Genomic DNA, 23,359 nt, shown 5'->3' on the forward strand with positions numbered 1-23,359 from the left:
AGCCGCGCTGCACGCTGAACCGAGCTCGGACCCACATGTCGTTCGCAACTCCGCTTTTCCTCTGGTACTTCCTGCCCACGGTGCTGCTCGCCGTGCTGCTGGCGCCGCGTTCCTGGCGCAACGCGGTTGTGGCGGTGGCCAGCCTGGTGTTCTACGCCAGTGGTGCGGGCGGCACCACGATGCTGCTGCTCGGCTGCATCGTCGTGAACTTCTTCGTGGGCAGGAACCTGGAGCCCGACGAGTGGCGGTTGGACGGCAGCCGCCGCAGGCTGCTGCTCACCGCGGCCGTGGTGTTCAACCTGGCCGTGCTGGGGGTGTGGAAGTACGCGGGCTTCGCCAGCGAGCAGGCGGCGGTACTGGCGGGGTGGTTCGGTGGTCACCTGCCGACGTTCGAGATCATCCTGCCGATCGGGATCTCGTTCTACACGTTCCACCACATCTCCTACCTGGTCGACATCTACCGTGGTGAACGTCCGGCGCTGCGGGAGCCGGTGGCCTTCGTGGCCTACATCGCGATGTTCCCGCAGCTGGTGGCCGGGCCGATCGTGCGTTACCACGAGATCGCCGACCAGCTGCCGCAGCGGCGGACCCACCGGCTCGACGACATGGCGGCGGGCTTCCCCCGGTTCGCCTGGGGCCTGACGAAGAAGGTGGTCATCGCCGACAGCCTCGCCCCGGTGGCCGACGCCTGCTTCGCCACCTCGGGGTCGGAGATGACGTTCGCGATCGCCTGGCTTGGCGCGATCGTCTACACGATGCAGCTGTACTTCGACTTCTCCGGCTATTCCGACATGGCGATCGGGCTGGGGCGGATGTTGGGGTTCCGGCTGCCCGAGAACTTCGCCCGCCCCTATTCCTCGGTGACGGTCACGGAGTTCTGGCAGCGCTGGCACATGTCGCTGTCGCGCTGGTTCCGCGACTACGTCTACATTCCGCTCGGCGGCAACCGCGACGGCACGTTCCGCACCTACCGGAACCTGACGATCATCTTCGTACTGACCGGGTTCTGGCACGGCGCGGCCTGGACGTATCTGGTGTGGGGGCTGTTCCACGGCGCGCTGTTGGTGATCGAGCGGGCCACCGGGGCCTACCGGATGCCGGTCCGGCCCGGGACGCGCGCGGCCCGACGAGCGGCGACGATGCTGCTGGTCACGTTCGGCTGGGTGGTGTTCCGCGCGCCGGACCTGGGCACCGCCGGGATGATGCTCGGCCACATGCTGCTTCCCGATTTCGGCGGGGTGACGGCGGTGGTCGACGCGGCGCTGACCAACCAGCGCACGCTGCTCCTGCTGGTTGCTCTGCTGGTGGTGCTGCTGCCCGCCGACGACGCCACCGGCACTTACATCGAGTCGGCCCGTGGGCGCACGGCCACCGGTGTCCGGGTCGGGGTGATGACGGCGGGGACCGTCTACTCCGGACTGCTCGTGGCGGCGGGCTCGTTCAGCCCGTTCCTGTACTACCAGTTCTGATCGAAGTCTTCCGGTCGGGTTGTCGAGCTACTCGCTTGGCGGGTCGGTGAAGGACGGCAACTCTCGACAGCCTTACTCAGCCCCGGTGCCGGGCCGCCGTCCGTCTTTCCTGCAGAGCCGTAGGCGAGCCCGGGGGCTCGGGTCCCGCGTGGACCCGTAAGGCTGCGAGTCCCCCCCTCGATCTCGGGTGTGTCGTGAATTGGACACAGTTCTGCCGGGATCGAGGGGGAGGTGAAGCTTCTCGGTATACCGGAATTGTGACTTCGGAGCTTCACCCCGCGCGGGGTGTTACACCCGCGCCGAGCCGGGGGTTACGGGCAGAGCGGCGGTGATGGGCCGATAGTGCCCGAGCATGAGCGTCAGGGCTTACCAAGGACACGGCCGGGTTCGCCTAGATCGTGCGTTGCCTGACGCGCGGACTTCACGCCCTCTGACGGCGGCCCGCACGGCTGTGAACCGTGGCCAGGACTTGTAACCCTGCCCACACGCTGCCTGGACCGCATGCGAAGGGAGCCTATTCCGTGCTAGACTCAGCACTGCTTTATTTCTTTCTTGGCAGATGGAATATAGCACGGGCCCTCTGATTCCGATCAGGGGGCTCTTCTGCGTGTGTAGGCGGTCATGGCGATTCTTCGTTCGTCATCTGGCCGGGAACTCTGGCGCGGCTGCCACTTTTCGGCTATTTCCAGGAACCGACCTCGGTACGGCTGGTGCGGCACGGCCTCGCTCCCGGACGAACGGCCCAAGACCAGTCTTCAAAGGCTCCGGAGAGAAGGAAAAACCCCAGTGGTGGGTCTTTGAGCTGTCCGTGTTTCACTCGGCACCTCGCGCAGTATCTTTTGCCAGTCGTGCCGAGGAGCGACGAACCGAAATGTTGGGTGCGCGGGCACGAGCAGCAGGTGAGGATAGCTGGCCGTGTGGGTCAGATTCCCAGCGGGGGAGAGCCCGTAGCAGGTCTCGGGCTGTTTTAGTCACCGACTTGCCATGAGTGAGCACCAGTCTCATGGGGACCCGCTTGAACTCTGCCGCACATGTTGGGCGAGCCTGTCATTGCCGCCTTCTGGACTGCGGAGACGACTCTCCTCTCGAATATCCGGCCCGGAAGGCAAAGCCCCGTGGTGTCGGTCCGAGCAGACCCTGCGCCTCGGCGCTCTGACGCGGCCACCACGGGTTTCTCGCCAGTGTCTGCCACTTTCCGGAATTCACGCTGCGGGCGGGACGAACTGAACAGGGGCGATCACTGCTGGTCAGCGAATATCGTCGGTCGTCCAACTAACTGTTCGTTCGGAAAAAGCGGATCGGGCGAAACTAGAGCATTCGCACGATGATGTGTTGTTGACCGCTATTGGAAGTGGTCATCTCGATATTGATTTTGTCGGGGTTGGTGTTGTCGGTGATTTTCCAGCCTTTGTCGGTTCCCCGGTGCTTCACTTGACCGAATCCGACGAGACGCAGGGTGAAGCGTGATGATCCGTAGAAGCAGTCCCCGCTATTATCGCGCTCGATGTGCTGCCCTCCCCAGGAGGGGAGACGGTCTCCCGGAGCGAACTTGTGGTTGTTGAAGAGGTCGGGGTGGGATCCTTGATCGCCGTTGTCGTACACGCACCTGACATTTTCGATGATGGTTATTCTCTCATTCTCACCGAGGTTTCGTACCTGCATTTTGAAGTTGCTGTCCGATACGGCCGAAACTGGCTTCTCGACCGCAGTCGCGGGCGGGGGTACGGTGTCCACGAGAGCGGCGTAGCTCATTGCCACGACGATTTTCTTCAGTGGGATCATCCTGTTTTTCTCACAAGTCCGGTTGGTGATGAGACGGGTGGTTCGAATAAGGGGCGGCATCCGCCGGCGAACGAGGAAACCGCTCGACGGATGCCGTCCGGACGCTGGAGAGATTACTCGGTCAGAGCATCTTCACCCCGATGTACTCCCAACCCTGCCCAGTGTCGCTGATGCTGACGCTGAGCTTGTCGGGGTTCGAGTTGTTCTCGACGCTCCAGCCGCTGTTGGTGCCCTTGAAATCCACCGAGCCGACACCGATGACGCGCAGGGTGAAGTACGAGGACTCGAAAAAGCAACTTCCGCTGTTCTTCTGTTCGATGTACTGTCCACCCTGATTCGGAATACGGTCACCCGGCTGATACCTTCCGTTGAAGAGGCTGAGGTTGGATCCCTGCTCGCCGTCGTCGTACATGCACTGGACTTTTTCGACGACCGCGACCTTTGCTGTTTCGCTGAGGTTCTGGACGTACATCTTCGATCCGTAACCCGGAATGGGCGCGGACTGCGCCGAGGAAGCCATCGCGGCTCCGGGGGCGGCGAACATCAGCGCGACGAAGCTCAACGCAGCAAGAGTTTTCTTGGTGATGGACACAAGGTCCTCCTGGCTTTCCGTGGATTTGCCTGCTTCTGGCCTCGAAGGCCGAATACGAGATAACTATTTCTCCGCCGTCAGGTCAAGGATCACAGGAAGCCTGCCCTCTTTTGGGGCATCGAAATACTCTATCGATGATTCGTCGATCACTCGAAAGCGATTTATGTATCTCGCCGCCGCCGAAGTGCGCGGCCGGAGTGATTTTATGGAGGATGAATGAATTTATTTCGGGTTCGGGTCATCGGCGAAATGCACTGTCGCAGCCGACGAAATTGCCGGCGCTGGGTGAGGCAGGCTCTGCTGGTGCACCGCGCTACAGAGGGTGGAGTGACGAGTCCAGCGTGCTCACTGTGGTGGCGGACTGCTGTCTCCAACCTGACCGGAAGGTGTGCGGGCGAAAACGTAACCTTACTGAGGAACAACGACGCCGCCTCGACACCGAACGAGCAACGTGCGATCAGTTTTCCCGTTCATCCTCAGTGAGGGGGCGAGTCTGACCACTGTCGAACACGACAGCGAACGGGTTTGCTGTATGAGGAGGGAGCCATCGTCACGGGCCGTGGTTAGCGCTTCGCGTTTTAGCCGGACAGCGCGAGGGCCAAGGGACTGCATGAGATCGCGCTGGCAACCACCAGCGATGTGGAAGCGTTCTTGGACACTCCGCTCGACCCGAACGCGAACGAGACGATGCTGACCCACGCTTCCCGCCCGTCGAAGAAGCACCCCTGGCCGGACGGATAACCCCGATCATTCGCCGAAGGGCACGGTTGCGGTAGGGGCCGCGTCGGGACAGGTGCCCGCACAACGCCCGTAGTCCACTGTTTCCCGCTTTGGTATTGGGGCCAGGCGGGCCAACAGCAGAACGAGCAGCGCCAGCAGCAGGGTCAGCGCCGTGATCGCCACCCCTCCCGTTCCCGCAGGGCCGTATCCAGCGCGTCTCGCAGTCGCCGGGCTTCGGCGAGGGTGAACAGTGAGACCGCGCCCCGAACGGGCGTCAGCAGCGCGATGCCGGAGGCGCTGGGTTTGAGCCGTAGCACCGTTCGGCCGTGGTGCTGCTGGTGACACGGAATGTCGCGCCAACTGGACGGAGGCATCTCGGTGGGGCTGTCGGTGTCGAGCTGGGCCAGTTCGCACAGCCAGGGCTCGTAGCGGTTCCCCGGGCTGGGTGGGTGGGCCTCACCGCTGCCGATCAGATACTGGAAACACACCGGGCAGTAGTGGTGCCACCCGCCCAGCCCGGGGACCGCTCTTCTCCGAGACAGCAAACTCGGCACCGACAGCCCTGTTCTCGCCGTCTCCCCGCACCGCTTCACCGCCTTCCTCGACGTGGTCAAAAGCGACCGTCTCGACGGCTGAACCGCTGCCGTGGAGTCCCACTCGGTATCGCCGAGCGGGACTTTTCGCGTCGCCCTCCGCGATACGAGGGAACCGGATTTCCGCCGCACGACGGCGCGGCGGGCACGTACCGGTGAGAGTGAACGACGATCAGGTGTTGGTCACCGCGACGAAGGCACCCGCGGTCGTCGCGGTCTGGACCGCCAGCCGCACCTGCTCCACGGCCTTGCCGACGGCCTCGCGCACCGTCGTGTCGCCGTCGTTCTCGTCCAGGCTGCGCGCCACCTCGCGGGCCTCGGCCTCCGGCAGCACGTCTTGCAGCAGCTCGGCGGTGCGCAGCAGTTCCGCCAGCGCCACGACCTCCCGCGCCGAGTCCGAGCCGGTCGCGAACTCCCGCAGCTCGTCGACTGTGGACTGCTGCGCGCCCGGTTCGACGACGTAGTGCCGAACGGGCCAGAACCCCCAGCGCCGCTTGCGTTGTTCGTGGACGAGACCGCGCTCCATCAGGTTCCGCAGGCAGGCATCCCGGACCCGACCGGCGTTGCCGCCGATCCAGTCCGCGGCCTCGACCGGTTCGTTCGCTTCGAACTCCTCGGCCAGTCCTTCGAGCACGGTCGTGGGGCGTTCGCCGCTGCCGGTGGTTCGTATCGAACCGTTCCGGATGTTCACCCGCCCCGCCAGCACGAGTTCGAGCAGCTCGGCCCCGGCCAACGTGAGTCCGGTCGTCTCGTCACCGGTACCGCCCTCGTGCGCCCAGGCGGTCAGTAGCAGCAGCCGTTCGGCCAACGGCATGGTAGGCATCCGTGCCCCCGAATTCCGGGACGTCGTCAGTTCTTGCGTTCCGTGCGCATCGCGGTGGCCAGCGCGATGCCCACCGCCAAACCGATCGCGGCCGCGATGGCGGGGTTGCCGAGGAAGATACCCACGAATCCTCCCACCACGGCGCCCAGCACCGCGCCGCCCCCGATCACCGCGTTGTTGTTGCTCTGGCTCACAAGAGGCCCTTCTCGTGCGGATTTGGTGAGCGCGCTCACACTGTGAGTGTACGAAAGACGGGCGAGGTGAGGCGAGAACCCCGCAAGCGCTGCCTCACCCCGCGACTCAGCGAGCCGTCGACCCGCTTCAGTGGGACATGGCCTCGCGACGCGAGTTCACGAGGTCACCCACGGACATGCCGGAGAGCTCACTGCCGTCGTGCTTGGCGGTGTAGCCCGCGCCGACGTAGTCGGTGACCATGTTGCCCGCGGCGAAGGCCGCGGCCGTGGCGGCGACGGCACCAGCGGCCACGGCGGCCGTCAGCACGGGGGAGACGCCCTCGACGCTGTCCATCGGCTCGATGGCCCCGGCGGAAGCCGTCACCTGCTGAGTTGCGGCGTTCTCGATGCGATTCATTCGTCTGCTCCTCCGGAAATAAGGCGAACAAATTGTGAACACCCTGCGATGTTCACCTGTTTCAGGTTAGTTTCCCGCGGGGGCGTTACCAACCACCAAATTGCTGATTTTCGTAGTCGACGGTGCAGTGCGTATGGATGTCCGAGCGAGCACGAAACAGCCGTTTCGCCCTCGCTCGAACCCGGTGTTTTTTCAGTCGCGCGAATGGGCTCCCAGTTCGGCGGGAGTGGCGTTGTCGAAGGCAGGCGAGAGCCCTGTTGTTCCGGCTATGACGGCCGCGAATCCGGATCTGTCGGAAACGAAGGTGTCCGGGTCGGCCATTTTCGCCGCCCGCTGCATGTAATCCTCCCGGTCCCGTTGCCCGTCGTAGAAGAAACGAACGTACTCGGTCATCCCCAGCAGGAACTCGCGTATTCCTTTCTCGTACCACCGCAACGCGCTGTCCGACCCTTCGGAATCACGCAGCGCGGTGTCCAGTGCCTGTGCCAGCGGGCTCGCACTCAGAATTCCCAGGCACACCCCGGTGGACAGCAGCGGGTCGATGAATCCGGACGCGTCGCCCACACTCACCCATCCCGGGCCGTGCAGCCGTTCGGCCACGTAGGACCAGTCCCGGGCGGTGCGGAACCGGCTGACCGGCTCCGCCTCGCTCAACAACCCGGCCAGCCGGTCGGTGTGCCGCATGCGATCAGCGAACAGCTCGTCCGGGGTCAGCGAGGTGTCCCGCAGCTGGCCGGTGGGGGAGACGTAGCCGACGCTGAGCCGGTCCTCGCCGAGTGGGATCGCCCAGAACCAGCCGTCGTGGTCGGAAACCCGTTCCACCAGGATGTTGCCGCGCTGGTCGTCGGGAAGGCGCCCGCAGTTGCTGAAGTAGTTCCAGACGGCGATGTTCTTCAGGTCCTCGTGCCACCGCTGCTCGGCGTAGTGCCGGGCGACGGTCCTGGACTGCCCGGAAGCGTCGACCACGAAGCGTGCCCCCACGACGTGCCTGCCGCCGTCCGGGCCCGTGTACTCCACCCCGGTGACCTCGCCGTCCGATTCGACGGGACCCTTGACGGTGGCCTCGAACTCCACGGTCGCCCCCAGCTCGGCGGCCCTGGTCAGCAGCAGTTCGTCGAACTGGTCACGCCGGACGTGATAGGAGTACTCGTACGGGCCGCCCTCGGCGAACTTGATGTCCCAGAGGCCGCGCTCCTTCCCCCACACCAGGCTGAGGCCGTACTTGCGCTCGAATCCCATTTGGTCGAGGCGCTCCGTCAGCCCGAGCCGCTCGATCACGTCGAGCATTCCGGTGATCAACGATTCCCCAACGTGATAGCGCGGGAAGCGCTCACGTTCGAGCACCACCACGCGGTGACCGGACTGCGCGAGCAGCCCGGCGGTGCTCGCACCCGCCGGTCCGCCACCGATGACCACGACGTCGAATTCCGCCCCGGCCGCACTGTCACTCACCGCCGCACTGTCACTCACCGCTGCCCTGTCGACCACCGTTGTCGCCTCCGTACCGGCCGTTCCCGTGCTGTGTTCCCGTGCCGCGTTTACTGTCCTGAATGCGCTGCCCGGCGCTCGCTACCCGTGCGTTCTCGTCGTTCGTGCCGGAAACGCGCCGCTCACCGTGGTACCGAGCACGAAGCCGTGCCCCCGGGCATGCGGTGCCTGTTGCGCGCCACGAGTTCGTAGAGGCGCGCCGCGACCCATCGGGTCGGATGGTGCAGCAGCAGAAAGGCGAGCGGTCGGAACCGACCTCCCACCGCCGCGAAGTACCGTCCGAAAGCGACGGAACCGCCGGAGACCGTGCCGTTGGTATCGATCCAGAGGATCTCGTGGTTCGCTCGCTGCGGCGTGACGCCGAACCGATCCAGATCGAGTGACTGCCAGCTGGCCACGACGGCCGGGTGAGTGACCCACCTGCCGAGTAGTTCGATCGTTCGGCTGCAGAAGCCGCAGTCACCGTCGAAGATCAGGTAAGGGGTGGGTGTGCCCCCGGAACGGGATTCGGTCATCGTCACACCGCCTGCGCGTCGAGCGGACTGGTCGGCTCGTGGGGGATCGTGCTGTACAACCCGTAGGCGATGGCGACCGCCTGCGAACGGTTGCGGACCCGCATCTTGCGAAGAATGTGCAGCACGTGGGATCGAACGGTCGCGGTACTGATGCACAGCTGACCGGCTATCCCCTCGTTGGAGTGGCCGAATGCCAACAGTTTGAGCACTTCCCATTCCCGCTCGGTCAGGCTGCATCCGGTGTTGGTCCGCTCCGGTGCGCACAGCAGCGTCCCGACCATCGAGTGCATGTCGGTGACCAGCTTCGGAGGGGCGAACGGGTGGCCGACCCGTACGGAGAACAACGCGGCGATGATCTCCTCTTCCGTCGATTCGGAGGACAGCGCTCCCCTGGCGCCGCAACGCAACGCGAATCCCGCCGCCTGCCGCTCCTCCGAGGAAGCGATCACGATCAACCCGCCGGTTTCGTTCCAGCCCGGCACCCGTTCGGTGAAGCGCTCGATGTCGAGATCGGCCCGGTCGGCGCTGACCACGCCGATCCTGGGACGCAACCGCTCGGCCTTGGCCAGGAAGTCCTCGTGCGCGTCCGGATACTCGACACGCTCGATACCGACGGTTGTCCTGATCCTCTCGTTGAGGCTGATCGCCGGGATGTCGCCCTGTCGGTCGATGAGTACGATCACGTTCTCATCCTCTCTGCGTGAATTCGTTCGGGTTCTCCATCCGATTCACGGTGTCCCTGCTCGAGTCGGTGGTTCTCGGAGAGAAAGAGCATGGTCGGTTCCTCGCTGAGTTCGTATCCCCCGGATGCGGCGACGAGGAACTGCGTGCTCCGCGCGTTCGGCGCGTGCGGGTAGCGGTGAGTAATGTAGTTGAGCAGGGTGAGGTACGGAACTGTCAGGGCCATGTCCCGCTTGGCCGCGCTCTCGCCGCTGAAACGCAGAATTTCCGCGACGATGTCGAACAGCGTCTTCTCCAGGCGGCGATGGGGGTGCCACACGATGTGGTGCGGTTTGCGCTCCTCGATGTGGCCGATCTCCGACCAGTCGGTGACCTCGCCCGATGGCAGGGTGTCCCGGTAGAGCAGGTGATAGTCGTGGATGCCGGGATTCGGCGCGAAGAACCGCCAGTCGGGAAAGATCAGGTTGAATTGGTCGAGCCGACGGATCCGGTCCTCGCGCCGGAACGGATCCTGACACAGGATCGTACCGACGAGCCAGGAACCGAAAACGCCGTACAGCGCGGTGCGCAGCAGTGTTCGCCCTGTCATCACGCATCACTTCTCTCGGCGGTGGGTGCGGTTCGTTCCGGCGGTCCGTCGATCGACCCCGCGCTGCCGCTGTGCCGAGCCATCCGCTCGATGACTCGGACCACCCGCTCGGCGTGTTCGGGTGAGCTCACGAGCGTGTAATGGTCGGCGTCGTCGACGACCGTGTGGCTGGACTCCTCGGACAGTCCGGCGAGTTCACGTTGCAGCTGACCGTGCACGGGATCGTTGCTGATCTGCTTGCCCGCGGTCACCACCGACAGGGCGCATCCGCCGGGCAGCGGCAGCTCCCTCGTCTCGTGCTGTATCGAGTCCCGCCAGGCGTGCAGTTCGCGCAGCGCCGCCCGCCACGCTCCCGGTGTGCTCATCCGCTCGCGGACGGCGGTGGCCGCGCTCGAGGGGAGCTCGTCCAGCGGACTGTCCATCCTGCTGTGCCGCAGCAGGCCGAGCCGTGCCTTGGCCCACCACGTGTACATGGTCTGTTCGAGCCACGGCAGCCCGCGCTGCTGTCGCGGGGAGCGTTCGAGTTCCTCCGGGTGCGTCGCGTCGACCAGCACCACACCGGCCGTTCGGTCCGGGTTGCGGTGGGCGAAGTGCCGCACGAGCAGGCCGCCGAAGGAATGCCCGACCAGGATGTACGGCCCCGGCGCCCCGGACAGTTCGATGGCGGTTTCGAGTTCGGCGACCATCCGGTCGGCCGTGCGCGGGTGGGGAGTGGGTTCGCTGAAGCCGTTGCCTGGGCGGTCGTACCGCAGGGTCCGGGTGTGCTCGGCGATGCGCGGGGCGATCCACTCCCATTCCTGGCTGGGGCAGGTCATGCCGTTCTCGAACACGACGGTGGGACCGTGTTCCGGTTCGCCCTCGGTGCGCAGGTGGAGGAGGTGCCCGTTCACCTCGACGAGTTCGCCGGGAGGGCGGGACCACTCGCGGTCCCTGCGCTGCATCAACTCCTGGTAGCAGCTTCCCCCGACGAGGCCGACTCCGGCGAGCAGCCCGATTCCGCCCGCCCACAACGCGGATGATTTGCCCATTCAAGCGCCTTTCGAACTCATGAGTCGCGGCGTTTCCGGTTCCTCGGTCGACGAATCGCTCGGCTGTCGCTCGTCGTCGGTGATGTCGGTCCTGACCAACGTCCGGTAGAGCTCGTCGGTGGCCAGAAGCTCCTCGTGGGTGCCTCGCGCGCGGATGCTGCCCTGCTCGACCACGAGGATGCTGTCCGCCTCGATCACAGTGGACATTCGGTGGGCGATCGCCACGACGGCGCGGTTCTCGGCTATGCCGTGAATGGTCTCGCGCAGTGCGCTCTCTGAGTTGGAGTCCAGCTGCGCCGTGGCTTCGTCCAGCAGCAGCAGGTCCGGGTTGGTGAGCAGCATTCTCGCGATCGCCACGCGCTGTCGCTGGCCGCCGGAGAGCTTGCTGCCGTGCTGGCCCACCTCGGTGCTCATGCCCTCCGGCAGCGCGGCGATCACCTCCTCCAGATCGGCCAGCCGAACCGCCTCGTCCAGTTCCTCCCGAGTGGCGTCCGGATTGGCGTAGCGGATGTTCTCCTCGACGGTTCCGGAAAGGATCGCGGGATCCTGCTGCACGTATCCGACCCGGCCGCGCAGTTCGGTCAGCTCCAGCTCGCCGACTTCGGTTCCGTCCAGGGTGACGGTTCCGGAATCGGGGCGGTCGAACCTCGTCAGCAGCGTGAGGATCGTGGATTTTCCCGAGCCGGAGGGGCCGACGAGGGCGGTGAGTCCGCTGCGCGGTATCCCGAAGGTCATCCCGTGCAGCACTTCCGGCCCGCTTTCGTAGCCGAACCGCACGTTCTCGAACCTGGCCAGCGCGCCCGCCGTGCCGGTGCGGGGAGCGTTCGGGTCGGTGCCGCCGGTCTCGGTAGCCCCGGTCTCGGTAGCCCTGGTCTTGGTGCTTTCTGTTTCGGTGCCGCCGGTTTCGGGCTCGTCGTTCGAGGTGTTCGATCCGGTGCCCTGGTCCGCCGTGCCGCTTTCGGACGCCTCCGCAGGAGAATCGCGCTCCTGTCCGATCCGCAGCACCTCGTCCAGCCGCGTGATCGCGGCCAGTCCCTGCTGCAGTTGCCCCAGCGCCGTCGAGACCGCCACCAGCGGCGTGATCAGGTAGAACAGGTAGAGCACGAAGCTGGTGAACTCGGCCACGCTCATGCCGCCGGTCGCGACCCGGCTCATCCCCACCGCGAACACCACGGCGAACGAGACCTGTAGCCCCACGCTGACCGTGGGGGCCAGCATGGCGTTCAGCTTGGTCACGCCGAGCCCGGTGCGGTACGCCTCGTCCATTCTGGTGCCCAGGCGTCGCTGTTCGCGTTCCTCGGCGCGGGAGACCTTGATCGTCGTTATCGCGGACAGTGCGCGGTTCAGATCGGCTCCCAGCGCTCCCACCCGGCTGCGGTTGAGTTGTGCCGCGCCGCGCAGCTTCCGGGCGAGCAGCAGTGTGATCGCGGCCGCGACCGACAGGCAGAGCAGCGTCAGACCGAGCAGCAGCGGATCCAGCACCACCATGATGAGGATGCCGCCGAGCACCATCAGCGCGCTGACCACCATGGTCGCCAGGCTCTGCGCGAGGGCCGCCTTCAGCAGCGAGGTGTCGGTGACGACCCGCGCGTGCAGGTCCCCGCTGGGGCGCTCCTCGTGCTCCCGCCTGGTGGCTCGCAGCAGCCTTCCGGTGAGGGTGTAGCGGACGTCGCGCACCACCGATTCCCCGGTGCGTCCGACGAGATAGCTCTGCAGTCCCCCGATGAACGCGTCGAGGCAGAACAGCACGATCAGCAGCGCGATCGGCGGCCACAGTCCGCCGCCGCTTTCGACGGTGTCGACCAGCCAGCCGATACCCATCGGTTGTGCCAGCGAGGCGAGGGCGGCGACGACACCGAGCGCGATCGCCACGGACAGAATGCCGCGGTAGGGACGGACGAGATCCCGTACTCGCAGGGAGGTTCCGTTTTCCTCGGCCGACAACGGGATCACCTCTTGGAACCGGTCAGGCGGGCGACGAGTCGGGATTTGGAGCGGCCGCGAATCGGCCCCAGATTCCGGGAGGTGTAGGCCACCGCCGGGTAGGTCCCCAGGAACGCCCAGAGGAAACGGTTGAGTCCCATGAACACCGCGTTGCCGCCGTGGAAGCTCAGTCCGGAGGCGAGGATTCCGCGCGCCACCGGCTTCGGCGCGATCAGTACCAGCGGGAATCCGGTCTCGCCCGTGATGGTCACCCAGGCCAGCAGGCGGGCCGCCCAGGGTTTGTTCTTGAGTAGTTCGTAGACCCGGCTGTGCCCGTACATGTGGGTGCGGAAGATGTCGCGCACGGCGGTTCCGTTGCGCCAGACGGGCGAGACCAGTTTGGAGATACCCGCGACACCGTAGGACAGGCAGGACTGCAGTGCGATGAAGTGCAGGCAGGCCTGCTGGGCACGCTCGTCGGAACGGGCGAGTCTGCTCGCGAGCAACGAGGTGTAGGTGATCATCGATATGTGCTCCGAACCGTCCGATCCGTACGGGGTCCGAAGGTGCAGTGCGTAGTTCGAAGCGGTCAGCACCGCCGTCGCGGTCGTCTTGGCCGCTGACGGTGCGCGCGGTACGAGCAGCACGACCGAGCCCGCGGCGCGTGCGGCGAAGACCACGTTGATGCCGGGGGACTTCATCAGCGGGGTGAGCAGATCACCGACCCGTCCCGCGAGAGCCTTGTGCCGGGTTCGTGCCACGTCCCAGCTCAGCAGGTCGTCGTCGGCGAAGCTCTTGCCCGCGGCCAGGTACTCCAGGGACGAGATCAGGGTTCCGAACGCGGTCAGCTGCTCGACGTTGTCCAGTGTCGCCTCGAGCCCCTCCGTGTCGACGGCGTCCTCGTGTCCGCGTTCGCGTACCAATGTCGGTCCTTCGGGTCGTTTCAGTACCGGGGCTTGTGCTGTTCGGGTGCTGTCTCCGGGGGCCGTGTTGCTCGGTGTCACGTGCCGTTCCGGGGGAGGGGAGAGACGGGGTACCCTGGCGGGTACCCCGAAAGGCGACTCAGCCCAGCAGAGCGGTACGCCGTTGCAGCAGCTCCCCGCTGGACATGCCGGTCGGGTCCTGACCGGTGGAGGCGGCGTAGGATCCGGAGCCGCTCTCCACCGCGTCGGATGCGACACCGGCCGCGAAGGCCGCGGCAGCCGCGGCGGTGATGGCGGCCGCCGTGAGCACGGGGGCGGTCGATTCCGTGGTGTCCAGTGCCTTGACCGCGCCGTCGTGCGCCTCGGGCACCTGGACGTTCGCGACTGACTCGATACGGTTCATAGTCACTCCCATTTTGTTGGGAATCGGATAATTGCGCGAGTCAAGTTAGCGAAGCGGGAAGATACTGTCGTCCACCAAAATGCCGATATATGAGCTCTCGTGTCCACCGTGAAGCCCGATGATGCCCGGTTTCGTTCACATTCCGAGCGCCGGGTGTCGTTTTTCGGGATACCCGACGACTTGCCTCTCGCAAGGAAGACAAAACCGCACTGTCAAGCGCTTACAAAGTATAGTGTCGTAGATCACATTTAAAATTTTAATCAGGTTTCCGATTGGCGATACCCTTCGTGTTCGAACGCTTTCGCAGAGTGTTGGTCGCGGATTTTGTATCGCGTTTTCGGGTACGAGATTCACAAAGTGTGATCGCTGTTTACCGTTAGTTGTTTCGTGGTTTCAAGCTCGGGCCGATTCGTGTTTTATGGAAAGGGTTCGTTGGTCGCCGACAGAGCTCGGCGATCCGAAGTCGTGAACGTGTCGACGAATCGAGGAAGCGGGATGAGTGCACACCCGACCGAGATACTGGTGGAAGGCTCCGGGGGGACCGGCGTGGTGCGTCGGACGATGTTCCCCTCCGGACTGTGCGTGGTGACCGAAGAGGTGTCCGAGGTTCGTGCGGCGAGCGTCGGCGTCTGGGTCGGAGTCGGATCCAGGGACGAGAGCGCCGGGGTCAACGGCGCGACCCACTTCCTCGAACACCTGCTGTTCAAAGGGACCGAGCGCCGCGGTGCGCTGGACATCGCCAGGGCGATGGACGCGGTCGGTGGCCAGTCCAACGCGGTCACCATGAAGGAGCAGACCTGCTACTTCGCCCAGGTGCACGACGCCGACGCGCCGACCGCGCTGGAGTTGCTCGGCGACATGGTCACCTCGTCCACGATCGGGGACCAGTCCTTCGAGAACGAACGCCAGGTGATCCACAGTGAGCTGGCCCGTCGCGCCGACAATCCGGCGCAGTCGGTCAGCGACACCTTCGAACGCGCCCTGTGGGGCGACTCCCCGCTCGGCAGGCCGGTGCTCGGCTCCCCCGAATCCATCGCCGCGCTGTCCAGGGACGACGTCTCGGAGTTCTACCGGACGCGTTACGTCCCGTCGAACACGGTGGTCTCGGTCGCGGGCAATGTCGATCACGATCGGATCGCCTCGCGGGTGTCCGAGACCTTCGGCGACTGGTGCGCGAAACCCGCCGAGGCCGTTGCCGAACGCACTCGTTCCGCCGTGTACCCGGAACACCCCGGTGTGTTGGTGCGGCGGCGGGAATCGCAGCAGGCGAGCGTCGTCCTCGGCTGTTCGAGCCTGACCAACACCGACGAACGACGGTTCGCGCTCGGTGCGCTCAGTTGCGCACTCGGCGGCGGGCTCTCCTCCCGGTTGTTCCAGCGGATTCGGGAGCAGCGCGGCCTGTGCTACACGGTGTCGACCTCCGGTGCGCACTACGCCGACACCGGCCTTTTCGGCGCGTTCGCGGCGACCGCGCCGGAACACGTCGACGAGCTGATAGCGGTGCTGAGCGAGAACTTCGACGAGGTGGCCGCTCACGGCATAACCGACGAGGAGCTCGCCGTGGGCAAGGCGCAGCTCAAGGCGGTTCTCGTGCTCGGCAGCGACACGGCCAACGCCAGGATGACCAAGATAGGTCGTGGGCTGCTCGACGGTGACGTCATCGACATCGATCGGGCCCTGGCGCTGGTGGACGCGGTCGATCAGGACAGCGTCCGCGAGGTCGCCGCCGACGTGCTGAACCGGCCGCGTGCGCTGGCGGTGCACGGACCGTTCGAGGCCGATCGCACCTTCCGGATCTCGCATCGAGAGCCGGCCAACTCGAACTGAGATCCGCCGAACCCGAACCGGGAGCCGCCACCGCGCTGCCACTCCGCCGTTCCCGCCATTTGCTTGAACCGAGTTCAAGTACTAGCCTCTCGTTCAAGTGAACGGAGGAATGGCAGTGGACAAGAGCTCATCGCACGAGATGCCCCCGGCCGAAGCCCTCGGGCGGGCGGGACGTATGAGCGAGCTCGCCCGGGACGGCTCCCGCTGGTTCGGTTACATGCTGATCCTGCTCGGGCTCGTCACGACCGGTTTCTTCATCGGCCAGGCGCTGGCCCAGGGCTGGATCGCCGCCGCGTTCGCGTGGTTGTACGCGGCATGCGTCGCCGGTCTGTTCTGGTACGTGAACCGGCAAGGGGTGGTGAGCAGGCCGACCGCGCTCATCACCCGCCGGGTCACTTACGCCTACGTGTCGCTGGTGATCCTCACCAGCATTGTCAACAGCACCTGGTTGGACGACGGGACGCTTTGGCCGTGTGTGGTCGCGCTGCTGCCCGCGCTGCCGTGCTGGTCGGCGGCCTGGTGGGTGCTACGGCGATGAGCGAGTCGGGGAGTCATCCGCGCCACGCCCTCGACCAGCTGATCCACACCCCGGTGCGACTGTCCATCGTGTCCGCGCTGGCCGAGGCCGAGCAGGTGGAGTTCCGCTTCCTGCGGGACAGCATCGAAGTCAGCGACTCGCTGCTGGCCAAACACCTCGCCACGTTGGAGGAAGCGGACTACATCACGGCGGTCAAGGGACACGTGCTGCGCAGACCGCGTACGTGGTACTCGCTCACCGCCACCGGCAGGCGGGCCTTCGACGACTACTTGGCCGCCCTGCGCCGAATTGTCGACCACCATGCCGAGGAGGAGAGGTCTTGACGACCGAGCAGGTGTCCGAGGAAGACCCGCCGCACACGGCGACGACTTCGATATCCGTGCACGGCCTGACCAAGTACTACGGTTCCGTGCTCGCCGTCGACGAGCTGGACCTGGAGGTCCGTTCCGGCGAACTGTTCGGGGTGCTCGGTCCCAACGGGGCGGGCAAGAGCACCATGCTGGAGATCCTCGTGGGGCTGCGCGAGCGCAGCTCTGGAACCGTGGAAGTGCTCGGTTCGGACCCGTCGAACGATCGCGAACGGCTCCGGCGGCTCGTGGCCGTGCAGCCGCAGCAGGCCGAGCTGTTCCCGAACCTCACCGTTCGCGAGACGCTGCGGCTCTGGGCCTCCTTCCACGAGAACCCGGAGGAACCGGAGGCGGTGATCGAGTGCGTCGGGCTCACCGGCTCGGCGGACCACAGGGTGCACAAGCTCTCCGGCGGTCAGGAAAGGCGACTGCTGGTCGCCACGGCCCTGATAAGCAGGCCCGAACTGATCGTGCTCGACGAGCCCTCGACCGGACTCGACCCGAACGCCCGGGCCGATCTCTGGGACGTGCTGCTCGCCTACCGCGATCGCGGCGGGACCGCGCTGCTGTCCACGCACTCCATGGAGGAAGCCGAATCCCTCTGCGACCGCGTGGCCGTCGTGGACGGTGGAAAGGTCGTCGCCTGCGGCGCCCCGGCCGAGCTGGTCACCCAGCACGCCCCGCACGACGTCGTCAGCTTCCGCCGCGCCGGAGCCCCCGACATCGAGGACGTTCGCGCGATTCCCGGAGTCGAGGAGACCGAACTGCACGGCAACCGGGTACTCGTGCACACCTCCCGCGCCGACGAGGTCACCACCGAGCTGATGTCGATGACCCCCGCGCCGCAGAACCTGGTCAGACGCACGGGCGGTCTGGACAGCGTGTTCCGCGTGCTGACGGGACGAACCCTGGACGACGAGAAGGACGGTTGACTCCCGATGACCGGCAACAGTTTCCGCACGCTGGCGTTGGCCAACGCCCGAGAACTGGTCAGAGACCGCAAGACCGCGTTCGCGGCTATCGTGATGCCGCTGTTCTTCCTGGTGCTGTTCCTCGCCGTGGGCCACTTCGTCAACCGCTCCAGTGAGTCCGACGCGATCAGGATGCTCCTGCCGACGGCGCTGTTCTTCATGCTCGGCTCCATGGCCTTCTTCGGAACCGTTTCGCCCACAGTGGACCTGCGGCAGCGCAGGACCCTGCGGTTGCTCAGCACCACACCATTGCGCAAGATCACCTTCCTGCTGTCGCTGGTCCCGGTGCGCGCGCTCGTGGCGCTGGGCTACGTGGTGCTGGTCGTCGCGTTCGCCACCGCCTTCGACTACGTCACGCTCGCCGGGATACCCGTGCTGCTCGTGTCGGCGGTGTCCGGTGTGGCGTTCTTCCTCTCGCTCGGCTTCGTGCTCGCGGCGGTGCTGCCCAGCGCCGAGGCCGCCAACAACACGCTGAGCCTGGTGCTGATCCTGATGGCCTTCCTCGGGGGCGCCATCCTCCCGCTGCGTTCCATGCCCGAGGGCGTGCGGGACGTGCTCGGCTGGCTGCCGCCCGCGCGGCTGGTCGACACCTTCCGGCACACACTCGCCGGTTTCCCCGCGCAGTTCCCCGCCTGGTCGAGCTGGTTGCTCATGCTCGGTTTCGCGGCGGTGCTCACCGCACTCGCCACCCGGGTGTTCAGCTGGGACACCGACAACCGCTGAGCCGCGGTCGAACGAGGTTTCCGCCGGGAACGCCACCCGAGCAGACCGGCGGGTCGTTACGGTGTGAACGTGTCCGGCAAGCAGTCCAGCGCTCCTCGTACGTCCGATCGTGCCGCCCCGTCGGCGGCTCCGGTGGAACTACCCGCCGTGCACGAGGCATGGCTGCCCAGGGAACACCCGCTGCACCGCCCTCGGCACGGTGCCAAGCAGTACCTCGCGCTGGCCTGCGCCCTGCTGTTCTTCGCCGCCCCCGTGCTGTCCTGGACCCTCGGTGCCCGGGCGGAACGGCTCGAGAACCGCGAACTCGCCTCCTTCCCCGGTGTCACCGAGGGGTGGGGGTTCTTCACCGGGCTGAACGACTGGGCGAGCGATCGCCTGGCGTTCCGTTCCCATGCGGTCGACGCCGTCGAAGGCATCAGCGAGGGAGTGTTCGGTGAACCCGCGCCACACGGCTCCGGCTCCGGAAGTGGCCCCGTCGGAGGCGGGGGCGGGGAGCGACAGCGTTCCTCGAAACCCGACCCCGAGCTTTTCCCCGACGTGGTCCGGGGCAAGGAAGGGTGGCTCTTCCTGGGACACGACGTGTCGTACAAGTGCCTGCCCGACATGGAACTGGACCGCGTCATCGCCGGGCTGCGTCGCTGGCGTTCGGTGGTGGAGGCCTCCGGCCGCGAGTTCCGGCTGGTCATCGCCCCCGACAAGTCCACCGTGTACTCGAAGTACATGCCCGACGAGTACGTGGGGCGTGACTGCATGCGAGAACTGCGCTCGGAGTTCTGGCGACGGGTGCCCGAAGCCACCGGTGCGATCGACATGCGCCCCACGCTGCGCGAGCTCGACCGGCGCCGCGACGAACCCGTCTTCACCAAACTGGACACCCACTGGCGACACGCCGGCGGGCTGGCGATGGTTCGACGGTTGGCGGAGTCACTGCGGCCCGGTGTGACCGACAGCTGGAAGGTGGAGCCGGGCAGGACCTACCAGCACCGCGCGGACATCCCCGCGCTGGTGGGCAAGAACCGCGAATGGACCGTGCGGTCCTATTCACTGGCGCCGGACGGCGGGGCCGACAACACGCGGTTCGTCGGCAGCGACTTCCACGAGCCGCTGCACCTGGAGTCCAGCGCACGACCGGGGATGATCGACGAACCCACCAGGATGATCGCGGACTCGTTCACCCAGTTCGCCAGCCCCTACCTGGCGGCGTCCTTCGCCGACCTCACCATCGCGCACCCGAACAACGTGCTCACCGACCCCGAGGGAACGGGACGCATGCTCGCCGAGGGCGAGGTGGTCACCTTCGAACTGTCGGAGCGATTCCTGGCCGGTGGGAGGTACGCGATGCTCGCCCCGGACATGGCCGAGCGGGTCGGCCAGATACTCAAACGCAACCCCGTGTGAGGGGCCATCGGCTCGGCCTGTGTGGCGGAGCCGGTGGCGGAACCTCTCGCACGGCTCTCGCTGCGGGGAGGCCCGACATCGGGTAGTTACTACACAACGTCGGGCCTTCCTCGCGAGAACCGCACGGGAGAACCCGCGGCGGTGCCGGTTGCGTAAGTGGTCGGAGTGCGACTTGCGGGGGTGGTGGGAGCTCGGGCCCCGAGGGTGGTCGGAGCTCGGCCCGCGTCGAAGGGGCCCGGCGATTTCGTGGGAAATTGACGGCCACCCCGCCGTGCCACCACACCGGGGCGTCAATTTCGTGGGAAATTGACGGCTCACGGGGCTACACCGCCCCAGCGGGGCGTCAATTTCTCGCGAAATGTACGTGGGGCGGGGCGGCGACCGACCGCGCGAGATCGACCGCGCGAGGCCGACCGCGCGAGGCCGACCGCGCGAGCGAGTGCCGCCCCGAGCTCTCGGTCACACGGCGACGGCGGCGTTTCCCCTGGTCAAACGGTTCACACGCAGACCGCCAACCACCCGGCACACCAGGTAGATGCCGAACGAGACGGTAGTGACGAACACGCTCACCGGCACGCCCGGAGCCAGCGACAGCAGAATCCCCCCGACGGCCGCGAGCTCGGCGAAAACCACGGACAGCAGCGTCGCCGTCACCGGGCTGGCCGTCACCCGCATGGCCGCCGCACCGGGAGTGACCATCAGCGCCATCACCAGCAGCGCTCCCACCACGTGCACCCCGAGCGCGGTGGCGATCCCCACCAGCAGCGCGAACACCGGTGTCAGCAGCCCGGTCGGCACGCCCCGCGCCGCGGCCACCTCCGAGTCGACGCTGGCGAACAGCAGCGGGCGGTACAGCAGGGCGGTCACCAGCAGCACCACCAGCGCGGCTATCCCGAGCAGGGTGACGTCGGCCGAGCTCACCCCGACGATCTGCCCCACCAGCAGGGTGAACTTGTTCGAAGCGCGTTCGGGATTCATCCACAGCAGCAGCACCCCCAGCCCCAGCCCGAACGAGAGCACCGCTCCGATCACCGAGTCGCGCTCGGTCTCGCGTTGCCCCAGCAGCCCGAGCAGCAGCGCCGCGACCACCGCCCCGGCCAGCGCACCCATCGTCACCCCGACACCGATCAGCAGTGCGGCGGCGGCTCCGGTGAACGCGAGCTCGGCGGTGCCGTGCACGGCGAAGGACATCTTCCGGGTGACAACCAGCGGCGCCAACACGCCGGAGACCAGTCCCAGCGCCGCCGCGGCCAGCAGGGCCTGCTGCACGAAGGGGTAGCCGAGCAGCTCGCCGGTGAGTCCGAAGTCGAATATCCTGCTCAGCGCGTCCAGCAGCCGGTTCATGCCTCGCCCCCCTCGTGCACGTGGTGGTCCTGCTCGCTCTCGGCCCCCGCCACGACGAGGCGCCCGCCCACCCGGGCGACCTCGACCTCGGTTCCGTACAGCTCTGACAGCGTCGCCGAGTTCATCACCTCGTCGGGGGTGCCGATCCGGAATCCGCCGTTGACCAGGTAAAGCACCCGGTCCACCAGCGGCAGTACCGGGTTGATCTCGTGGGTCACGAACAGCGCCGCCGCGCCGGTGGCCCTGGTCTGGCGGCCGATCAGTTCACTGACCCGGCGCTGGTGCGAGGGGTCCAGCGAGAGCAGCGGTTCGTCGCACAGCAGCACGTCCGGTTCGGACACGATGGCCTGCGCGATCCGCAGCCGTTGTTGTTCCCCGCCGGAGAGCAGCCCCAGCGGGGTCTTGGCGTAGTCGGTGGCCTCCACGGCGCGCAGTGCCTCACGCACCCGGCGTGCCCGCGCGGCGCGGTGCCGCAGACCGATGCCCCAGCGGTGTCCGTCCAGCCCGAGCCCGACCAGATCGTTGCCGCGCATGGTGAGGCTGTTCTGCAGCGAGCGCTGCTGTGGGATGTAGCCGATCCGGTCGTTGCCCCGGTGCGCGGGTTCACCGGCGATGCGTACCGAGCCCCCGCTCAGCGGGGCCAGCCCCAGCAGCACGCGCAGCAGGCTGGTCTTGCCCGCACCGTTCGGGCCGAGCACGGCGAGGAACTCGCCGGGGGCCACGTCGAGGTTCAACCCCCGCCACAGCTCGCGCGAGCCGTAGGACAGCGCCGCGTCGCGCAGGCGCACGGCGGGCGCCCGCTCCTCGGCGATGGTGGTTTCGTCGGGTCCTGCCGCCTCGGCGGGGTGCTCGACAGGCTCCGTCGACGGCTGAGGTCGCCGCAATTACTGCCCCCCGGTTCCCGCGGTGTTGTCGTCGAGCGCGGTGTCCAGTGCGGTTACCCGGCCGGACAGCCACTCCGCGTACGTCTGGTCGTCGGGCAGTGTCTCCGGCATGGCGACCACGGGGATGTCGTTGTTCCGGGCGCGCTCGGTGATCCGCTCGGTCAGCGGGGAGGTGGTCTGCGGGTTGTGGATCAGCGCGGCCGGCCTGCCCGAGCCGACGAGTTCCTGCAGCTCCGCCACGGTGGCCGCCGCCGGGTCGTTGCCCGCTTCCACCGTGCGCACGAACGAGTCGGGGGTGATGTCGGTCAGTCCCGCGCTCTCCAGCAGGTGGTCGGCCACGGGGGCGGTGGTCATCACCTCGGTGTCGCGGTGCTCGTTCCGCAGCTCGGTGATGCTTTGCTCGATCTCGTCGAGCCTGTCGCCGAACTCGGTGGCGTTGCGGTCGAATTTCTCGGCCTGCTCCGGGCGGAGCTCGCCGAGTCGAGTGGCGATGCGGTCGGCGACGAGCCGCGCGGTCTCCGGGTCGTACCAGACGTGTTCGTTGCCGGAGTGCTGGTGGCCGTGACCGGATTCGGCGTGCCCGTGCTCCTGCCCGGACTCGGTGTGCTGGTGTTCCGCCTCGGTGTGCCCGTGGCCCTGCTCGGATTCCGCGTGCCGCTGGGCGGAGCCGGTGGTGGGGGAGCTCGATTCGTTCTCGGAGTGTCCGCTCGATTCGGAGTGCCCGGCTGATTCGGAGTGCCCGCCCGACTCGGTCACGCTCACCGCTTCGACGCCGTTGGTGGTTCCGTCGCCGTCGCTGAGCAGTTGGCTGACGAAGGCGTCATAGCCGCCGCCGTTGTAGACCACGAGGTCGGCGCGGTCGATCCGGGCGGCGTCGCGCGGGGTGCTCTCGTACGAGTGGGGGTCGGCCGCTGCACTATTGATGATCGATTCGACCTCGGCCGCGTCACCGGCGACGGCCTTCGCCACGCCCGCCCACATGTCCGTGGAGGCCACGACGGTGGGCTTGCCGCCCTCCGAGGTGCCTCCGGTGCCGCTGCTACAGGCACCGAGCAGCAGCGTGGCGGCCGTCAGCCCGGCTAACGCCGTTACGCCGCCCGCGCGACGGCTTCGCCGGGCACTCCCGAGGTGGCAACTACGCGGTGTGTTCACGAAGACTCCTGCTTGCCGGATCGTGTCAACCGACTCGACCGCTAATGGAAATCAT

Annotated in this window: 24 protein-coding genes and 1 pseudogene; 8 read left to right on the plus strand and 17 right to left on the minus strand. The window is 66.7% G+C overall.

What is annotated here, in order from left to right; translation table 11 throughout:
• Positions 1-35 precede the first annotated feature (35 nt).
• On the plus strand, positions 36-1,469 hold the full coding sequence (locus ACOQFL_RS17015; protein WP_435545171.1) for an MBOAT family O-acyltransferase: 1,434 nt from the start codon (positions 36-38) through the stop codon (positions 1,467-1,469).
• A 1,308-nt stretch (positions 1,470-2,777) separates the two neighbouring features.
• Here the strand turns inward: ACOQFL_RS17015 and ACOQFL_RS17020 are convergent.
• From ACOQFL_RS17020 to ACOQFL_RS17030, 3 genes are all read right to left on the minus strand, one after another.
• Positions 2,778-3,251, minus strand: a complete 474-nt coding sequence (locus tag ACOQFL_RS17020; RefSeq protein ID WP_435545172.1) for a hypothetical protein — start codon at positions 3,249-3,251, stop codon at positions 2,778-2,780.
• A 121-nt stretch (positions 3,252-3,372) separates the two neighbouring features.
• Positions 3,373-3,843, minus strand: coding sequence for a hypothetical protein (locus tag ACOQFL_RS17025; RefSeq protein WP_435545173.1), 471 nt, complete (start codon positions 3,841-3,843; stop codon positions 3,373-3,375).
• 884 nt (positions 3,844-4,727) lie between these two features.
• The gene (locus ACOQFL_RS17030) at positions 4,728-5,108 is read right to left on the minus strand and encodes a hypothetical protein (protein ID WP_435545174.1); all 381 of its coding nucleotides are present in this window, start codon (positions 5,106-5,108) and stop codon (positions 4,728-4,730) included.
• A gap of 22 nt (positions 5,109-5,130) precedes the next feature.
• Between ACOQFL_RS17030 and ACOQFL_RS17035 the strand changes: the two are divergent.
• A pseudogene (locus ACOQFL_RS17035) lies at positions 5,131-5,199 on the plus strand (DUF397 domain-containing protein); the annotation flags it as partial.
• A gap of 129 nt (positions 5,200-5,328) precedes the next feature.
• Here ACOQFL_RS17035 and ACOQFL_RS17040 read toward each other — a convergent pair.
• The 11 genes from ACOQFL_RS17040 to ACOQFL_RS17090 form a co-directional block, all read right to left on the minus strand.
• Positions 5,329-5,970, minus strand: a complete 642-nt coding sequence (locus tag ACOQFL_RS17040) for a GOLPH3/VPS74 family protein (RefSeq protein ID WP_435545175.1) — start codon at positions 5,968-5,970, stop codon at positions 5,329-5,331.
• Between the two features lie 35 nt (positions 5,971-6,005).
• Positions 6,006-6,212, minus strand: a complete 207-nt coding sequence (locus ACOQFL_RS17045) for a hypothetical protein (protein WP_435545176.1) — start codon at positions 6,210-6,212, stop codon at positions 6,006-6,008.
• An 88-nt stretch (positions 6,213-6,300) separates the two neighbouring features.
• Complete coding sequence (locus ACOQFL_RS17050) at positions 6,301-6,570, minus strand: hypothetical protein (RefSeq protein ID WP_092929793.1); 270 nt, start codon at positions 6,568-6,570, stop codon at positions 6,301-6,303.
• A 192-nt stretch (positions 6,571-6,762) separates the two neighbouring features.
• On the minus strand, positions 6,763-8,022 hold the full coding sequence (locus tag ACOQFL_RS17055; RefSeq protein WP_435545177.1) for an NAD(P)/FAD-dependent oxidoreductase: 1,260 nt from the start codon (positions 8,020-8,022) through the stop codon (positions 6,763-6,765).
• Positions 8,023-8,180: 158 nt separating this feature from the next.
• Positions 8,181-8,573, minus strand: a complete 393-nt coding sequence (locus ACOQFL_RS17060) for a thiol-disulfide oxidoreductase DCC family protein (protein WP_435545178.1) — start codon at positions 8,571-8,573, stop codon at positions 8,181-8,183.
• 2 nt (positions 8,574-8,575) lie between these two features.
• Positions 8,576-9,256: a response regulator transcription factor gene (locus tag ACOQFL_RS17065; RefSeq protein ID WP_435545179.1), complete on the minus strand. Its 681-nt coding sequence runs from the start codon at positions 9,254-9,256 to the stop codon at positions 8,576-8,578.
• Positions 9,253-9,843 (minus strand): hypothetical protein, encoded by a 591-nt coding sequence (locus tag ACOQFL_RS17070; RefSeq protein ID WP_435545180.1) that lies wholly within the window; start codon positions 9,841-9,843, stop codon positions 9,253-9,255. Before ACOQFL_RS17070 ends, ACOQFL_RS17065 begins: the two co-directional genes overlap by 4 nt.
• Entirely contained in the window at positions 9,843-10,871 is a 1,029-nt protein-coding gene (locus ACOQFL_RS17075; protein ID WP_435545181.1) for an alpha/beta hydrolase, read from the minus strand. Before ACOQFL_RS17075 ends, ACOQFL_RS17070 begins: the two co-directional genes overlap by 1 nt.
• Positions 10,872-12,815: an ABC transporter ATP-binding protein gene (locus ACOQFL_RS17080; protein WP_435545182.1), complete on the minus strand. Its 1,944-nt coding sequence runs from the start codon at positions 12,813-12,815 to the stop codon at positions 10,872-10,874.
• Positions 12,816-12,820: 5 nt separating this feature from the next.
• Entirely contained in the window at positions 12,821-13,717 is an 897-nt protein-coding gene (locus ACOQFL_RS17085; protein ID WP_435545183.1) for an HTTM domain-containing protein, read from the minus strand.
• Positions 13,718-13,856: 139 nt separating this feature from the next.
• On the minus strand, positions 13,857-14,120 hold the full coding sequence (locus tag ACOQFL_RS17090) for a hypothetical protein (protein WP_435545184.1): 264 nt from the start codon (positions 14,118-14,120) through the stop codon (positions 13,857-13,859).
• A 495-nt stretch (positions 14,121-14,615) separates the two neighbouring features.
• Between ACOQFL_RS17090 and ACOQFL_RS17095 the strand changes: the two genes are divergently transcribed.
• From ACOQFL_RS17095 to ACOQFL_RS17120, 6 genes are all read left to right on the plus strand, one after another.
• Entirely contained in the window at positions 14,616-15,947 is a 1,332-nt protein-coding gene (locus tag ACOQFL_RS17095) for a M16 family metallopeptidase (protein ID WP_435545185.1), read from the plus strand.
• 115 nt (positions 15,948-16,062) lie between these two features.
• A complete protein-coding gene (locus ACOQFL_RS17100; RefSeq protein ID WP_435545186.1) occupies positions 16,063-16,485 on the plus strand; it encodes a hypothetical protein in 423 nt (140 codons plus the stop codon).
• Positions 16,482-16,808: a winged helix-turn-helix domain-containing protein gene (locus ACOQFL_RS17105; protein ID WP_130468921.1), complete on the plus strand. Its 327-nt coding sequence runs from the start codon at positions 16,482-16,484 to the stop codon at positions 16,806-16,808. The genes ACOQFL_RS17100 and ACOQFL_RS17105 overlap by 4 nt, the downstream gene beginning before the upstream one ends.
• Positions 16,805-17,764 carry an ABC transporter ATP-binding protein gene (locus ACOQFL_RS17110; RefSeq protein ID WP_435545187.1) on the plus strand — a complete coding sequence of 320 codons (960 nt, stop codon included), beginning with the start codon at positions 16,805-16,807 and terminating at the stop codon, positions 17,762-17,764. The genes ACOQFL_RS17105 and ACOQFL_RS17110 overlap by 4 nt, the downstream gene beginning before the upstream one ends.
• A gap of 6 nt (positions 17,765-17,770) precedes the next feature.
• On the plus strand, positions 17,771-18,526 hold the full coding sequence (locus tag ACOQFL_RS17115; RefSeq protein WP_435545188.1) for an ABC transporter permease: 756 nt from the start codon (positions 17,771-17,773) through the stop codon (positions 18,524-18,526).
• 69 nt (positions 18,527-18,595) lie between these two features.
• Positions 18,596-19,924: an alginate O-acetyltransferase AlgX-related protein gene (locus ACOQFL_RS17120; protein WP_435545189.1), complete on the plus strand. Its 1,329-nt coding sequence runs from the start codon at positions 18,596-18,598 to the stop codon at positions 19,922-19,924.
• A gap of 459 nt (positions 19,925-20,383) precedes the next feature.
• On the opposite strand, the gene ACOQFL_RS17125 is transcribed toward ACOQFL_RS17120, so the two are convergent.
• The 3 genes from ACOQFL_RS17125 to ACOQFL_RS17135 all read right to left on the minus strand — a co-directional run bounded on the left by ACOQFL_RS17125 (position 20,384) and on the right by ACOQFL_RS17135 (position 23,304).
• Positions 20,384-21,268: a metal ABC transporter permease gene (locus tag ACOQFL_RS17125; protein WP_435545190.1), complete on the minus strand. Its 885-nt coding sequence runs from the start codon at positions 21,266-21,268 to the stop codon at positions 20,384-20,386.
• Positions 21,265-22,080: a metal ABC transporter ATP-binding protein gene (locus ACOQFL_RS17130; RefSeq protein ID WP_435545360.1), complete on the minus strand. Its 816-nt coding sequence runs from the start codon at positions 22,078-22,080 to the stop codon at positions 21,265-21,267. Before ACOQFL_RS17130 ends, ACOQFL_RS17125 begins: the two co-directional genes overlap by 4 nt.
• A gap of 72 nt (positions 22,081-22,152) precedes the next feature.
• Entirely contained in the window at positions 22,153-23,304 is a 1,152-nt protein-coding gene (locus ACOQFL_RS17135; RefSeq protein ID WP_435545191.1) for a metal ABC transporter solute-binding protein, Zn/Mn family, read from the minus strand.
• Positions 23,305-23,359: the final 55 nt, after the last annotated feature.

This window comes from Actinopolyspora sabaoui (assembly GCF_051225635.1).
Lineage (GTDB): Bacteria > Actinomycetota > Actinomycetes > Mycobacteriales > Pseudonocardiaceae > Actinopolyspora.

Bases quoted from the DNA above. Each gene is read 5' to 3' on its own strand.
- ACOQFL_RS17015 (WP_435545171.1), top strand. From the start codon at position 36: ATGTCGTTCGCAACTCCGCTTTTCCTCTGGTACTTCCTGCCCACGGTG.
- ACOQFL_RS17020 (WP_435545172.1), bottom strand. From the start codon at position 3,251: ATGATCCCACTGAAGAAAATCGTCGTGGCAATGAGCTACGCCGCTCTC.
- ACOQFL_RS17040 (WP_435545175.1), bottom strand. From the start codon at position 5,970: ATGCCGTTGGCCGAACGGCTGCTGCTACTGACCGCCTGGGCGCACGAG.
- ACOQFL_RS17050 (WP_092929793.1), bottom strand. From the start codon at position 6,570: ATGAATCGCATCGAGAACGCCGCAACTCAGCAGGTGACGGCTTCCGCC.
- ACOQFL_RS17060 (WP_435545178.1), bottom strand. From the start codon at position 8,573: ATGACCGAATCCCGTTCCGGGGGCACACCCACCCCTTACCTGATCTTC.
- ACOQFL_RS17070 (WP_435545180.1), bottom strand. From the start codon at position 9,843: ATGACAGGGCGAACACTGCTGCGCACCGCGCTGTACGGCGTTTTCGGT.
- ACOQFL_RS17075 (WP_435545181.1), bottom strand. From the start codon at position 10,871: ATGGGCAAATCATCCGCGTTGTGGGCGGGCGGAATCGGGCTGCTCGCC.
- ACOQFL_RS17090 (WP_435545184.1), bottom strand. From the start codon at position 14,120: ATGAACCGTATCGAGTCAGTCGCGAACGTCCAGGTGCCCGAGGCGCAC.
- ACOQFL_RS17095 (WP_435545185.1), top strand. From the start codon at position 14,616: ATGAGTGCACACCCGACCGAGATACTGGTGGAAGGCTCCGGGGGGACC.
- ACOQFL_RS17105 (WP_130468921.1), top strand. From the start codon at position 16,482: ATGAGCGAGTCGGGGAGTCATCCGCGCCACGCCCTCGACCAGCTGATC.
- ACOQFL_RS17115 (WP_435545188.1), top strand. From the start codon at position 17,771: ATGACCGGCAACAGTTTCCGCACGCTGGCGTTGGCCAACGCCCGAGAA.
- ACOQFL_RS17125 (WP_435545190.1), bottom strand. From the start codon at position 21,268: ATGAACCGGCTGCTGGACGCGCTGAGCAGGATATTCGACTTCGGACTC.